Source organism: Pseudoflavonifractor phocaeensis, assembly GCF_021531815.1.
GTDB classification, from domain to species: Bacteria; Bacillota; Clostridia; order Oscillospirales; family Oscillospiraceae; genus Lawsonibacter; species Lawsonibacter phocaeensis_A.
On the sequence record NZ_JADYUM010000007.1, the window covers coordinates 54,116 to 66,883 of the forward strand.

General features: G+C 64.0%; 13 protein-coding genes. 12 read left to right on the forward strand and 1 reads right to left on the reverse strand.

Annotated features, from left to right (window positions below; all coding sequences use genetic code 11):
• The first annotated feature begins 326 nt into the window (after positions 1-326).
• The 4 genes from nadD to I6E42_RS05925 all read left to right on the forward strand — a co-directional run bounded on the left by nadD (position 327) and on the right by I6E42_RS05925 (position 4,739).
• The gene (nadD, locus tag I6E42_RS05910) at positions 327-1,538 is read left to right on the forward strand and encodes a nicotinate (nicotinamide) nucleotide adenylyltransferase (RefSeq protein ID WP_235371008.1); all 1,212 of its coding nucleotides are present in this window, start codon (positions 327-329) and stop codon (positions 1,536-1,538) included.
• A 6-nt stretch (positions 1,539-1,544) separates the two neighbouring features.
• Positions 1,545-3,146 carry an LCP family protein gene (locus I6E42_RS05915; protein WP_235371009.1) on the forward strand — a complete coding sequence of 534 codons (1,602 nt, stop codon included), beginning with the start codon at positions 1,545-1,547 and terminating at the stop codon, positions 3,144-3,146.
• Between the two features lie 28 nt (positions 3,147-3,174).
• Positions 3,175-3,534 (forward strand): ribosome silencing factor, encoded by a 360-nt coding sequence (gene rsfS, locus I6E42_RS05920; protein ID WP_235371010.1) that lies wholly within the window; start codon positions 3,175-3,177, stop codon positions 3,532-3,534.
• Positions 3,535-3,800: 266 nt separating this feature from the next.
• Positions 3,801-4,739 (forward strand): AEC family transporter, encoded by a 939-nt coding sequence (locus I6E42_RS05925; protein WP_235371011.1) that lies wholly within the window; start codon positions 3,801-3,803, stop codon positions 4,737-4,739.
• Positions 4,740-4,790: 51 nt separating this feature from the next.
• On the opposite strand, the gene I6E42_RS05930 is transcribed toward I6E42_RS05925, so the two are convergent.
• Entirely contained in the window at positions 4,791-5,684 is an 894-nt protein-coding gene (locus tag I6E42_RS05930; protein WP_235371012.1) for a diacylglycerol/lipid kinase family protein, read from the reverse strand.
• A 240-nt stretch (positions 5,685-5,924) separates the two neighbouring features.
• Here I6E42_RS05930 and I6E42_RS05935 point away from each other — a divergent pair, with 240 nt between their 5' ends.
• The 8 genes from I6E42_RS05935 (at position 5,925) to I6E42_RS05970 (ending at position 12,686) form a co-directional block, all read left to right on the forward strand.
• Positions 5,925-6,641 (forward strand): AzlC family ABC transporter permease, encoded by a 717-nt coding sequence (locus tag I6E42_RS05935; protein WP_235371013.1) that lies wholly within the window; start codon positions 5,925-5,927, stop codon positions 6,639-6,641.
• Positions 6,638-6,973: a branched-chain amino acid transporter permease gene (locus I6E42_RS05940; RefSeq protein ID WP_235371014.1), complete on the forward strand. Its 336-nt coding sequence runs from the start codon at positions 6,638-6,640 to the stop codon at positions 6,971-6,973. The genes I6E42_RS05935 and I6E42_RS05940 overlap by 4 nt, the downstream gene beginning before the upstream one ends.
• Before the next feature lie 26 nt (positions 6,974-6,999).
• Positions 7,000-7,734, forward strand: coding sequence for an elongation factor P 5-aminopentanone reductase (ymfI, locus tag I6E42_RS05945; RefSeq protein WP_235371015.1), 735 nt, complete (start codon positions 7,000-7,002; stop codon positions 7,732-7,734).
• 90 nt (positions 7,735-7,824) lie between these two features.
• Positions 7,825-8,922 carry a putative glycoside hydrolase gene (locus I6E42_RS05950; protein ID WP_235371016.1) on the forward strand — a complete coding sequence of 366 codons (1,098 nt, stop codon included), beginning with the start codon at positions 7,825-7,827 and terminating at the stop codon, positions 8,920-8,922.
• A gap of 291 nt (positions 8,923-9,213) precedes the next feature.
• The gene (locus I6E42_RS05955) at positions 9,214-9,528 is read left to right on the forward strand and encodes a V-type ATPase subunit subunit G family protein (protein WP_235371017.1); all 315 of its coding nucleotides are present in this window, start codon (positions 9,214-9,216) and stop codon (positions 9,526-9,528) included.
• Positions 9,528-11,471: a V-type ATP synthase subunit I gene (locus I6E42_RS05960; protein ID WP_235371018.1), complete on the forward strand. Its 1,944-nt coding sequence runs from the start codon at positions 9,528-9,530 to the stop codon at positions 11,469-11,471. Before I6E42_RS05955 ends, I6E42_RS05960 begins: the two co-directional genes overlap by 1 nt.
• Before the next feature lie 15 nt (positions 11,472-11,486).
• Entirely contained in the window at positions 11,487-11,966 is a 480-nt protein-coding gene (locus I6E42_RS05965; RefSeq protein ID WP_235371019.1) for a V-type ATP synthase subunit K, read from the forward strand.
• Between the two features lie 33 nt (positions 11,967-11,999).
• Positions 12,000-12,686 (forward strand): V-type ATP synthase subunit E, encoded by a 687-nt coding sequence (locus tag I6E42_RS05970; protein ID WP_235371020.1) that lies wholly within the window; start codon positions 12,000-12,002, stop codon positions 12,684-12,686.
• The last annotated feature ends 82 nt before the right edge of the window (positions 12,687-12,768 follow it).

The following is a 12,768-nucleotide window of genomic DNA, read 5'->3' on the forward strand; positions in this document are numbered from 1 at the left end:
CATGCCTCCTTTCCCCGGACCCTGTTTTACGGGAGTGTTCTTCTGACAAACTGCAGGTTCATCCGGCGCCCATCCCCTGGTTTTGCCGCTCCGCCTTCCGGGCCTTCGGCCCTGGGTGGAACGAACTTGAATTCGGACAGCCGCTGAATCCCGGCGCCTGAGCATCCGAATTCTGCGGCGTGGTCCTGGATGGCGCTGATCCGCTTCCTCGCGTGCAGCTTACCTCTACAGCAACCCGAGCCAGCCAGTCATACAGAACGCGGACCTCTGTCCTGCAAACTTAAATTTATCATTTTGAACTGATCAAACAAAAAGGTGGTGCCAGTATGAAAATCGGGATCTACGGCGGGACCTTTAATCCGCCCCATCTGGGGCACATGGCGGCGGCCAGGACGGCGGTGGAAAAGCTGGGCCTGGATAAGCTGCTGCTCATTCCGGCGGCCATCCCGCCCCACAAGGAGCTTCCCCAGGGGACGCCTCCGGGGGCGGAGCGGCTGGCCATGGTGGAGAAGATGGCCGACGCCATGGGACTGCCCCAGGTGGTGGAGGTCTCCTCCATGGAGCTGGAGCGGGAGGGAAAAAGCTACACCTCCGACACCCTGGCGGTCCTCCATGACCGGTATCCGGAGGCCGAGCTGTGGCTGCTCATGGGGACTGACATGTTCCTCTCCCTCCACCAGTGGCATGAGCCGGAGAAGATCCTGAAGCTGGCCTCGGTGTGCGCCTTCGGCCGGGCGGCGGAGGATACCGCGGCGCAGTTCGCGCCCCAGCGGGAATACCTGGAGCGGACCTACGGGGCCAAGGTGGAGGTCATGGCCCTGGAGGGACTGGTGGAGGTCTCCTCCACCCAGCTGCGGGAGGCGCTGGCCCGGGGCGAGGGGGGCGAATACCTGCTGCCCGCCGTCTACGGCCACATCCTGATGCACGGCCTGTACGGCGCCCACGCCGACCTGAAGCACCTGGACCTGCCCGAGCTGCGGGCCTGCTCCTACTCTATGGTGCGGCAGAAGCGGGTGCCCCACATCCGGGGCACTGAGGAGGAGGCGGTGCGCCTGGCCAAGCGCTGGGAGGCTGACGAGACCATGGCCCGCCGGGCGGGCATCCTCCACGACTGCACCAAATATCTGGAGCTGGAGGACCAGCTGGCCCTGTGCCGGCAGTACGGAGTGGAGCTGGATGAACTGGAGCAGAAAGCGGTAAAGCTCCTCCACTCCAAGACCGGGGCGTGTATCGCCCGGGCGGTTTTTGGGGAACCTGATGAGGTGTACAGCGCCATCTTCTGGCACACCACCGCCAAGGAGGACATGACCACCCTGGAGAAGATCCTCTACCTGGCCGATTACATAGAGCCCAACCGGGATTTCGACGGGGTGGAGCGCCTGCGGGAGCTGGCCTACCGGGACCTGGACCAGGCCCTGCTGCTGGGGGTGGAGACCACCATCCAGGAGATGGAGGAGCGGAAGCTGCCCATTCACAGAAAAACGTTGATGGCCCGGGACTGGCTGCTCAGTCACGGTGTGAGGCTGACAGAGGGATAAAGAGACATGAGCGAACAGAGACACAAAAAAGGGAAACGGGAGGCGGGCGGACAGCCCGGGGCGCTGGCCGGGTACTGGGCCCAGTATAAGGACTGGGTGGCCGGACTGACCAAGGGGCAGCGGGTCCGCTACCGGCTGCTCCAGACGGCTGTTATCATTTCCCTGGTCATTATCGCGGGGTTTTTCTTCCTGCGGTCCTGGATCAGAATGCCTGACCTGCCCGGTCAGGACCAGGCCGGAGGGAACAGCGCGGGAGATATGTCCTTTGAGGACGCGGACGTCCCGGATATCGTTCAGAGCGGAAGAAAGGACGGGGTATATACCTTCCTGCTGGTGGGCAAGGACGTGGCCAGCGGGTCCACGGACACCATGCTGCTGCTGACCTATGACACGAAGGAAAAGACCATCCATGGCCTGAACCTGCCCCGGGACACCATGATCAACGTGAGCACCACCAGCAAGCGGCTCAACGCGGTGTACAGCTATAACAAGGGCAAGGACAAGGATACCCAGGTGGAGAAGGGCATGGCCGCGCTGAAAAAAGAGGTGGCCAACCTCACCGGCATCACCCCCGACTACTATGTGATCGTGGAGTGGGAGGCCATTGGAGAGCTGGTAGACGCCCTGGGCGGGGTGGAATTCGAGGTCCCCTTTGACATGGACTATGACGACCCCTACCAGGACCTGCACATCCACCAGAAGGCGGGGCTGCGGCTGCTCAACGGAGACGACGCCATGCAGGTCATCCGCCACCGGAAGAACAACGACGGCAGCCACTCCGCCGGCGACGTGGGACGGCTGAAGATCCAGCAGGACTTCCTGAAGGCGGTGGCTAAAAAGTGCCTCCAGCCCGCCACCTTCCTGAAGATCCCCGCCCTGGCGGAGATCTTCGCCAAGAACGTGACCACCGATCTGACGGTGGGCAATATCCTGGGCTTCGCGGAGCAGGCCTACGGCATGAATCCCGATGAGGACGTGTCCTTTGTCACGGCGCCCATCGGAGCCTCCTTTAAGTACCGGGGCGCCGCTTTGATCACGCTGGACGAGACGGAGCTGCTGACCCTTCTCAACGACGGGATGAACCCCTATCTGCGCGACATTGAAGCCAGTGATCTTCAGTTGGTATACCGAAAGAGCAACGGCTCCTTCGGCGTGACCAACGGCACTCTGGCGGACGAACGGATGGGTCAGGCCCAATCCAGCAGCACCCAGAGCACGCCGAAGGAGGACGAGGAACCGGATGAGCCCATCGAGCCCATAGATCCCGGCGATGTCAGCCAGGGCGAGACGGAGGAACCCGGCCAGTCCGGCGGTTCCCAGAGTGGGGAAGAGGAACAGCCCCCCGACAGCTCCGACACGCCCCAGACGCCTCCCGACAGCAGCCAGGCCCCGGAGGGCGGCGGAAGCGAACCCTCCCAGGGCGGGGAGGGCAGCTCCTCTGAGGGCGAGCCCTCCAAGAGCGGCGAGAATCCCGGGGCTATTGACCCCGATTCGGTATTGCCCGACCCCGGCAGCGGCGGCTCCCAGGACGTGGGAGCCGCGGCGAGCGACAACAATCCGGTGACAGTGCTCCCGGCCCCCTCCGGTTCCGGGGAACTGGCGGCGTGATCCGGCAGAAAGAAAGGAGAAAATGGATTTGACTTCTTATGAAATGGCGGTCCAGCTGGCCAAGGCCCTGGACAGCAAAAAGGGACAGAACATCAAGGTGCTGAAGACGGAGGAACTGACCACCCTGGCGGACTACTTCGTCCTGTGCACCGCCACCTCCAGCACCCAGGTCAAGGCCATGTCCGACGCCTGCGAGGAGGCCATGGAGAAGCGCGGGGAGCAGGCCCACCACATCGAGGGCCACCGGGACGGTACCTGGCTGCTGATGGACTTTTCCAGCGTGGTGGTCCATGTGTTCACCGAGGAGGCCCGGAAGTTTTACGACCTGGAGCGGCTTTGGAGCGACGCCCAGGAGGTGGACCTGAGCCAGGTCCTGCAGGAAGAATGAGGAAAAACGCCGCCGCGAAGGCTTTCGCGGCGGCGTTTTTTGTTGCGCCCTACAAAAAGAGTCCGCCGCCCTTGACGGGAACGGCGGATATTTTTAAAATGAGGGACAGCGCGCGTATACAGTCGAAGGGCCGGGAATGCGGCGGACGGCTTGCCGCCCGGAGAGAGGTCGGGTCCGGCGCGCGGTGTTGACGGTAAAAATTGGAACCGGGTCCGCTGGGGCGGGGAATTGGCCGGTTCTGTGGTACATAAGGGGGATACACGGGAATGACATGGTTGCTCGTGAAACAGATCATGGCCATGGTGCTGATGGCGCTGGCCGGCTTTCTGGCGGGAAAGGCCGGGGTGCTCACCGACGAGGAGGGACGAGGGCTCTCCAAGGCCTGCGTCTATGTGGTGGTGCCGTGTTCGCTGGTGGACGCCTTCCGCACTGAGTTCGAGATGGAGAAGCTGACGGGGCTGATGGTGTGCATGGTGGCCGCCGCGCTGATCCACCTGCTCTATCTGGTGGTCGACGAGGGTCTGATGAAGCGGGGAAAACAGCCCATGACGCCCGGGGAGCGGGCCTCGGTGATCTACAGCAACTCGGGCAATCTGATCATCCCCCTGGTCCAGGGCGCCCTGGGCAGCGACTACGTGATCTATATCTGCTCCTACCTGATCGTCCAGAACCTGCTCACCTGGACCCACGGCCAGCGGCTCATGGGCGGGACCAAGCCGCTGACGGTGAAAAATGTGATGACCAACCCCGCCATTTTGAGCATCTGCCTGGGCACGGCCCTGTTTTTCCTGCGGGTGCGGCTGCCCGGCGCGCTGGGCACGGCGGTATCCTCCCTGGCGGCCTGTATCGGGCCCTTGTCCATGCTGCTGGTGGGCATCCTACTGGCACAGATGGATTTGAAAGAGGTGCTGCGCTCCTGGGTGGTGTGGCGGACGGTGGGGATTCGGCTGCTCCTGTGTCCCGCCCTGTCCATGGTGCTTCTGCTGGGATTTCACCTGGTGTGGCGGGGCGGCAATTCCGCCGCGGTGCTGACGGTGATGCTGCTGTGCGCCAGCGGCCCCTCCGCCTCCATCGTGGTGCAGCTGGCCCAGCTGTACGACAGCAAGGATAAGTGGGTGGTGTCCTCGGTGAACGCCCTGTCCACCCTGATGTGCGCCCTGACGCTGCCCGCCCTGTGCATCCTGTTCCAGTGGCTTGTGGGATAAAACCGACGGCCCCTGCCAGTCGAAAGACCGGCAGGGGCCGTTTTTCTTATGTCAGCTGCCCCGGATGATGGTCAGGGCTTTGCTGCAGTTGAATACCTCGTTGACGGGCAGGTTGCCGCCGTATTCCCCGTCGATGGTCCAGGGGATGGGCTTGTCGCAGGAGAAGATCAGGTGGGAGGCCTGGAAATGGACCCGGGCCCCGGCACTCATAGGCCCCTGGTCCAGCAGGGTCTGGAAGCCGTTGGCCACGTCGGCGATGCTGACAGGCTTTTTGATCAGGTCCACCTCAAACAGGCCGTCGTCCAGAACCACATGCTCGGTTTTGGGCAGGCGGATGCCCCCGATGGAGAAGGCGTTGCTCACCATGCCGAAATAGAAGTCGTCCTCCAGGACATGGCCGTCATACTCCACCTTCAGGTGGTAGGGGGTGATGGTGGGCAGGGAGGCGATTCCCTCCATAATGTAGGCCAGGTGGCCGAAGGTATTTTTCAGATTCTGGGGGGTGTCGTAGGACACCTGGGTGAAGGCGCCGAAGGCGGCCACATAGACAAAGGGCTGGCCGTTGAGCTTGCCGATGTCGCTGGGGCGGGGGACCCCCTCGCCGGCGGCAATGGCGGCGGCCTGGACGGGCACCTTGGGCAGGTCCAGGGTGGTGGCGCAGTCGTTGGTGGAGCCGAAGGGGATATAGCCCAGCAGCGGGGGATCGTCCAGGGCCATGAGGCCGGTGACCGTCTCGCTGAGGGTCCCGTCGCCGCCGGCGCAGACCACCCGGTCGAAACGGGGCCCCAGCTCCCGGGCGGCCCGGGCGGCGTCTCCCGGCCCCTGAGTGGGGTAGGTGGTGACCAGCCAGCCGGCCTTGGTGAACACGTCCAGAATGGGGGACAGGCCCTCGGAGACCTGCCCTTTTCCGGCCGTGGGATTATAGATGAATAACAGGGTGTTCAAATCGTTGCCTCCTCCAATGAAGCCAAAAGTCAGCACGCGGCCCTTACCGCGCGGATAAACCGCTTGCGGTTTATTCAGTAGACATTATTATAGGGGGAGAAACGGAAAAATCAAGGCGAAAAGTGTGAACATTTACCCTTTCTTAACACAGACGGAAAAGGAACGGGGCAGGGGGTTGCGAACCGGAGAAAAAACGGGTACAATGACAGGGAACTATTCACAATGAGGTGGAATCGCGCTATGGATCGTAAGACCTTGGCCGCGGCCTTCCCGGTAACGGTGCCGGTGCTGATGGGGTATCTGGCCATCGGGATGGCCTTTGGCCTGATGCTTCAGTCGGCGGGCTACGGGGTGGTGTGGGCCTTCTTTATGAGCCTGACCATCTACGCCGGGTCCGGCCAGTACCTGGGGGTGTCTCTCCTGGCCACGGGGGCCTCCCTGCCCCAGGTGGCGTTCCTGACCCTGATGATCAACTTCCGGCACCTGGTCTACGGCCTGTCCATGCTGGAGAAATTCCGGGGCATGGGGGCGCGGAAGCTCTATATGATGTTTTCCCTCACCGACGAGACCTATGCGCTGCTCAGCTCCGCCCGGCCGCCGGAGGGGGTGGAGGAGCACGACTTCTACTTCTGCGTGGCCCTGCTGGATCACAGCTACTGGATTTTGGGATCCGTCATCGGCTCCCTGGCCGGGGCCGCCCTGGGCTTTGACACCACGGGGGTGGACTTTGCCATGACCGCCCTGTTCCTGGTCATCGCCGTGGGACAGTGGAAGGCGGCGGGCAGCCACCTGCCCGCCCTGCTGGGGGCCGCCGCCACCCTGGCCAGCCTGATGCTGGTGGGGGCGGAGGACATGCTGCTCCCCGCCCTGGGCATCATCGTGCTGGTGCTGACCCTGATGCGGCCCAGGCTGGAGGAGCGCCGGACCGGAAAAGCGAAACAGGAGGCGGGGACATGACACTGACCACAGGACAAGCCATCGCGTCCATCGCCGTCATGGCGGTGGTCACCTTTCTCACCCGGGCGCTGCCCTTCCTGCTCTTTGACCGGGGGGACCACCCGCCCAAGCTGGTCCTCTACCTGGGCCAGGTGCTGCCCCCGGCCATTATCGCCATGCTCATCGTCTATTGCCTGAAAGGGATCACCTTCGCTTCCCCGGCGGGCTGGGCGCCCAGCCTGCTGGCGGGGGGAGCGGCGGTGGTGCTCCATCTCTGGAAGGGGAACGACTTGCTGTCCATCTTCGGGGCCACGGTGCTGTATATGGTGCTGGTCCAGGGCGTGTTCGGCTGATCCGCCGGGGAAAGGAGTGCGCCGTTATGGGGAAAAATGTACTGATCACCGGGGCCTCCCGGGGGATCGGAGCGGCCGCGGCCCGGGAGTTTGGGGCACAGGGCTGGAGGGTGGCCCTGAACTACTGCCGCAGCCGGGACAGGGCCCTGGCCCTGGCGGCGGAGCTGGCCTCCGCCGGGATCGAGGCGGTGGCCCTGGAGGGGGACGTGTCCGACCCGGTCCAGGCGGCCGCTCTGGTGGAGGCGGCTGAGGCCATGGGGCCGCTGGACGCCCTGGTGTGCTGCGCTGGGGTGGCCCTGCCCCAGCAGCTGCTCACCGACACCACCGACCAGCAGTGGCGGCGGGTGATGGGGGTGGACCTGGACGGGGTGTTTTACACCATCCGGGCGGCTTACCCCGGCTTTGTCCGCCGGCAGCGGGGGTCCATCGTCACCGTGTCCTCCATGTGGGGGGTGACCGGCGGCTCCTGCGAGGCGGCCTACTCCGCCGCCAAGGCGGGGGTCATCGGACTGACCCGGGCTCTGGCCAAGGAGCTGGGCCCCTCCCACATCCGGGTGAACTGCGTGGCTCCCGGGGTCATCGATACCGAGATGAACGGACACCTGTCCCAGGCGGACCTGGACGCCCTGGGGGAGGAGACCCCCCTGGGCCGCATCGGCACCCCGGAGGAGGTGGCCCGGGCCATGGTGTTTCTGGCCTCGGAGGCGTCCTCCTTCATCACCGGACAGGTGTTGGGGGTAGACGGCGGCTTTGTGATTTGAGAGTTTTTTCCATTCCCCGGTTTGAAAACGGGATAAAACGTAACATATCCTATCAGAAAGGTTTGACCCGGCGAAGAAGGAGGCAGAGGTATGCGTCGATCCAGATACGGTTACAGCGGTTACCGGGGGCGCAGGACGGCCCATGAGCTGCTGAAGCTCATCGCCCTGGTGCTGGCGGTCCTGGTGGTGCTGGCGGTGGGGGCCCTGGTTTTGGGACAGGACTATTTCGTCTTCACAGACAACGGCCTGCGGGTCGATCTGCCGTTTTTCCGAAAGACAGACCCGGGCACCTCTGAGCTGGGCGACGTGAGCGTGGTGGTCCGGCCCCGGGAACCCGACGCCCAGGAGCAGGGGGAGCAGTCCACGTCCGCCTCCCAGGCGGAGGAGGACGCCCTGGCGGCGGTGCAACTGCCGGTGTCGGCGGTAGTGGACGGCACGGCGGCCCAGCGGCTGGAGGCGGCCGGCGCCAACGGCCTGGTCCTGGAGATGAAGGACCGGGAGGGCCATCTGGCCTGGCGCACCGGCCAGACCCTGGCGGTCCAGTCCTCGGTGCCCATGGGGACCGAGGCGGTCAACGAGGCCCTGCGGGCCTGGAACCAGGGAGAGGTCTACACGGCGGCCCGGGTGTATTGTTTCCGGGACAATACCCTGCCTTACCAGCGCAACGACGTGGCCCTCCGGGCCAGCTATGGGAACTGGCGGGATGAACTGGGCCTACGCTGGCTGAACCCGGACAGTCAGGAGGCGCGGAACTATCTGGCTGGCCTGTGCGGGGAACTGGCCCAGTTGGGCTTTGACGAGATCGTGCTGGTGTGCGCCTCTTTCCCCTGCCGGGGCAACCTGGAGGCCATTTCCTCCGGTGGCTCCTTCGCCGGCGGCGGATATGAGGAAGGGATGGCGGCTTTCCTGAGCCAGGTCAAGGAGGCGCTGGCCCCCTACGGCACGGCCCTGTCTCTGGAGACGGACCGGGAGGGGTTGGGGTCGGAGCGGAGCGGCCTGACCGGAGCCGTCCTGGAGCCCAATGTGGAGCGGCTCTGGCTGGTGGAGGACGGCCAGGAGCCTGCGCTGGCGGAACTGCTGGCCGGACTGGGCCTCTCCCGTCCGGAGCAGCGGCTGGTGGCCGTGGTCCCCGCGCTGGAGGGGAATTCAGATGGTCACCGGGCGGTGCTGGAAGGTCCGGCGTCTTGAAAACAGGAAATGAGCCTTTGGGAGCGTTTTGCAACCAAAGGCTTTTTTTCTTTCGCGGCGGTGATGAAAAAAAGAACGAAATCATGGAGAAACGCATAAAAAAGGAGAAAAAAAGCCGGAAAAATCGGCGGACCGCAAAAAAATGGGCGTTTTAGGTGAAGGAAAAAAGAGAAATATGTCAACCGAAAGAAAGTTTAATAAAATAGGGCTTGCATTTTGATGGCATATCACATAAAATAAAATCTAAGGAATTTTTCCCATACGCATCAACTCAAAAAAGGTGGTGGAATCATGGCAGTAGAAGCCATTCAAAAAGTGACGGAAGCGGAGGCGGAGGCCAAACGGCGCAAGGACGCCGCTGCCGCGGAGAGCAAACAGAAACTGTCGGTAGCCCAGCGCTCGGCCCAGCGCCTGTTGGAAGACGCCCGCGCCCAGGCCGAAGGGGAGACCCGGCGGATGATGGCGGACGCCGAGACCGAGGCCGCCCGCCTGGCTGAGCAGGTCATGGACCAGGCCCGCCAGGAGTGCGAGACCATGAAGGAGGACGCCCGCAAGCGGCTGGACCAGGCCGCTCAGTTTATCGTAGAAAGGGTCGTGAATCGCTGATGGCCATCGTCAAAATGAAGCATCTGCGGCTGGTGGCCATGGGCAGCGACCGGAAACGTCTGCTGCACCTGCTCCAGGGCATGGGCTGCGTGGAGATCGATGAGCCGTCCGTTGATCCCGAGGATCCGGTTTGGGCCTCCCTGTCCCGGCCGGACAGCGGGGAACTGAGTGACGCCCGGGAGCGGAACAGCGAGGCCGAGCGGGCAGTGGCTGTGCTGAAGCGCAGCGCCCCGGAAAAGAGCAAGATGCTCCAGGCCAAGCCGGACCTGACCCAGGACCAGCTCCTGGACCCCCAGGCCGCGGGACAAGCCCTGGTGGCCGCGGAAGAGATCAACGGCGCGGAGCGGCGGATCAACGCTATCCACTCCGAGCAGCTGAAAGTGGAAAGCCAAAAGGCGGCCCTGGCCCCCTGGCTGGGGCTGGACCTGCCCCTGGAGACCGGCTCCGGCGACCAGGTGACCATCCAGCTGGGCACCCTGCCCGGCGCCCTCCCCTTTGAGGAGGCGGAGCGGGCCGCCGCGGCGGCGGGAGAACTGGCCCAGCTGACCCAAGTGTCCGCCGACCGGGAGGCCCGGTACTGCCTGCTGGTCTGCCACGCCAGCCAGAGCCAGGCGGTGCTGGAGGCCCTGAAGGACCTGGGATGGTCCCGGGCCAACCTCCGGGACTGGATCGGGACGGCGGCGGAGAACACCGCCCGCCTGGACCGGGAACTGGAAGCCCTGGCCGGGGAGAAGAGCCGGCTGGAGGAGAAGCTGGCTGGTATGGGCGGGCTGCGGCCCGCTTTGCAGCAGCTGGCCGACTGCACCGCCGCGGAGGTCAGCCGGGAGGAATCCCGGGACCGGACCCTGGACACCGGGGTCACCTTCTTCCTGGAGGGATGGATCCCGGCGGAGCGCTGGCCCGAGCTGGAACAGGCCCTGGAGCCTTACCCCTGCGCCTTTGAAGCGACTGACCCGGCCCCCGAGGAATATGCTCAGGTGCCGGTGCAGCTGAAAAACAACTGGTTCACCCGGCCCCTGAACATGGTCACGGAGATGTACTCCCTGCCCGCCTACGGGACGGTGGACCCCAACCCCTTGATGGCCCCCTTCTTTATCTTCTTCTACGGCTTCATGATGGCGGACATGGGGTACGGCCTGCTGATGATGCTGGCCTCGGTCATCGTCATGAAAAAGGCCAAGCCCGACGGGCCCACCATGCGGCACATGGTCCCTCTGCTGGGGCTGTGCGGCGTCAGCACCTTCCTCATGGGGATGCTCACCGGCGGCTTCTTCGGAGACCTGCTGCCCCAGCTGGCCCAGATGATCAACCCCGACACCTCTTTTACCGCCATGCCCGCCCTGTTCTCCCCGCTGGATGACGCTTTGGCGGTGCTGATCGGCTCCCTGGCCATCGGTGTGGCCCAGATCTTCACCGGCATGGCCGTGAGCATGTACCGGAAGATCAAGGGCGGCGAGGTCATGGCCGCCCTGTGCAACGAGGGCGTCTGGTATCTGGTCTTTGTCCTGCTGGCCGGGGGCATCCTGGCGGGGCAGGTCAAGGCCGCCCTCATCGCCATCCTGGTGCTGCTGGTCCTCACCCAGGGCTACGGGAAAAAGGGCATTGTGGGAAAGATCATGGGGATCGGCGGGTCGCTGTATAACAATGTCACCGGCTATTTCAGCGACATCCTGTCCTACTCCCGCCTGATGGCCCTGATGCTGGCCGGCGCGGTCATTGCCCAGGTGTTCAATACCCTGGGGGCCCTCACCGGAAACGTCATCACCTTCTTCATCATCGCCATGGTGGGCAACGCCCTGAACATGGCCCTGAACCTGCTGGGCTGCTATGTCCACGACATGCGCCTGCAGTGCCTGGAATACTTCGGCCGGTTCTATGAGGACGGCGGCAAGCCCTTCCGTCCCCTGGAGCTGAACACCAAATATTATAAAGTGGTCAAATAAAAGGAGGAAATCATTATGTTCCTGGAAAACATCGGCGGTCTCGCCATTGCGCTGCTGGGCTCCGGCCTGGCGGTGGGTCTGTCCTGTGTGGGCTCCGCGAAGGGTACCGGCCTGGCCGGCGAGGCCGGCACCGGCCTGCTGTGCGAGGACCCCAGTAAATCCGGTAAGGTCATGGTCCTGCAGCTGCTCCCCGGCACCCAGGGCCTGTACGGCCTGGTGGTGTGGTTCTTCGCCCTCATCCAGATGGGAATGATGGACGGCTCCGCCGCCAATCTGACCCTGAACGAGGGCTTCCGTTACTTCGCCGCCTGTATGCCCATGGCGCTGGGCGGCCTGCTGTCCGCCATCGCCCAGGGCCGCGTGGCCGCCGGCTCCATCAACATCCTGGCCAAGAAGCCCGACGACTGGTCCAAGGGCCTGATCCTCTGCGGTATCGTTGAGTTCTACGCCATTCTGTCCCTGCTGGCCTCCATGCTGATGCTGCTGTGGATCTAAAAAATCTGCCCGGACAGGAAAGGCGGAAACGATATGAACGGAATTGAAAAGATCACGGCGAAGATCGCCGCGGACACCGAGGCGGAGATCGCCCAGCTGACGGCCCAGACCGACGAGAAGGTCCAGTCCATCGGCAAGGCGGCCCAGGCCCAGGCGGACAAGGAGACCGCCGACACCTTGGCCCGGGGCCGGAAGGCCGCCGACGAGCGGCTGGAGCGGCTGAAGTCCGCCGCCCAGATGGAGACCAGAAAGCTGGCCCTGGGGGCCAAGCAGGAGGTGCTGGGCGAGGCCTTCGACCTGGCCCTGGAGAAGCTGTGCACTCTGCCCGACGGGGAATACATCGAGCTGCTGACCCGTCTGGCGGTGGAGGCCTCCTCCACCGGACGGGAGCAGCTGGTGTTCTCCCCCAAGGACCGCGCCCGGATCGGCAAGCAGGTGGTGGTGGCCGCCAACGACACCCTGGTGAAGGGCGTGGCCCCCGAGCTGCCCAACTCCATCACCGACACCAAGGTGGGAGCCCTCCTGGGCAAGGTGGTCAACTCCACCGCCGCCATCGTCACCGGCACCGGGATGCTCACCCTCAGCGAGGAGACCCGGCCCATCAAGGGCGGCTTTATCATGGTGGACGGAGACGTGGAGATCAACTGCGCCTTCGAGACCCTGGTCCGCCTCCAGCGGGAGAAGCTGGAGAAGGACGTGGCAAACCTGCTGTTCAATTAGGAATGAGGAATTGATGTGTAACAGATCGGTTCGCTTCAGTTTTCTAATTTCTAACTCCTAAATTGAGAAGGGGGGAGGTATC

Bases quoted from the DNA above. Each gene is read 5' to 3' on its own strand.
- nadD (WP_235371008.1), top strand. From the start codon at position 327: ATGAAAATCGGGATCTACGGCGGGACCTTTAATCCGCCCCATCTGGGG.
- I6E42_RS05965 (WP_235371019.1), top strand. From the start codon at position 11,487: ATGTTCCTGGAAAACATCGGCGGTCTCGCCATTGCGCTGCTGGGCTCC.
- ymfI (WP_235371015.1), top strand. From the start codon at position 7,000: ATGGGGAAAAATGTACTGATCACCGGGGCCTCCCGGGGGATCGGAGCG.
- I6E42_RS05915 (WP_235371009.1), top strand. From the start codon at position 1,545: ATGAGCGAACAGAGACACAAAAAAGGGAAACGGGAGGCGGGCGGACAG.
- I6E42_RS05925 (WP_235371011.1), top strand. From the start codon at position 3,801: ATGACATGGTTGCTCGTGAAACAGATCATGGCCATGGTGCTGATGGCG.
- I6E42_RS05955 (WP_235371017.1), top strand. From the start codon at position 9,214: ATGGCAGTAGAAGCCATTCAAAAAGTGACGGAAGCGGAGGCGGAGGCC.
- I6E42_RS05950 (WP_235371016.1), top strand. From the start codon at position 7,825: ATGCGTCGATCCAGATACGGTTACAGCGGTTACCGGGGGCGCAGGACG.
- I6E42_RS05960 (WP_235371018.1), top strand. From the start codon at position 9,528: ATGGCCATCGTCAAAATGAAGCATCTGCGGCTGGTGGCCATGGGCAGC.
- I6E42_RS05970 (WP_235371020.1), top strand. From the start codon at position 12,000: ATGAACGGAATTGAAAAGATCACGGCGAAGATCGCCGCGGACACCGAG.
- I6E42_RS05940 (WP_235371014.1), top strand. From the start codon at position 6,638: ATGACACTGACCACAGGACAAGCCATCGCGTCCATCGCCGTCATGGCG.
- I6E42_RS05935 (WP_235371013.1), top strand. From the start codon at position 5,925: ATGGATCGTAAGACCTTGGCCGCGGCCTTCCCGGTAACGGTGCCGGTG.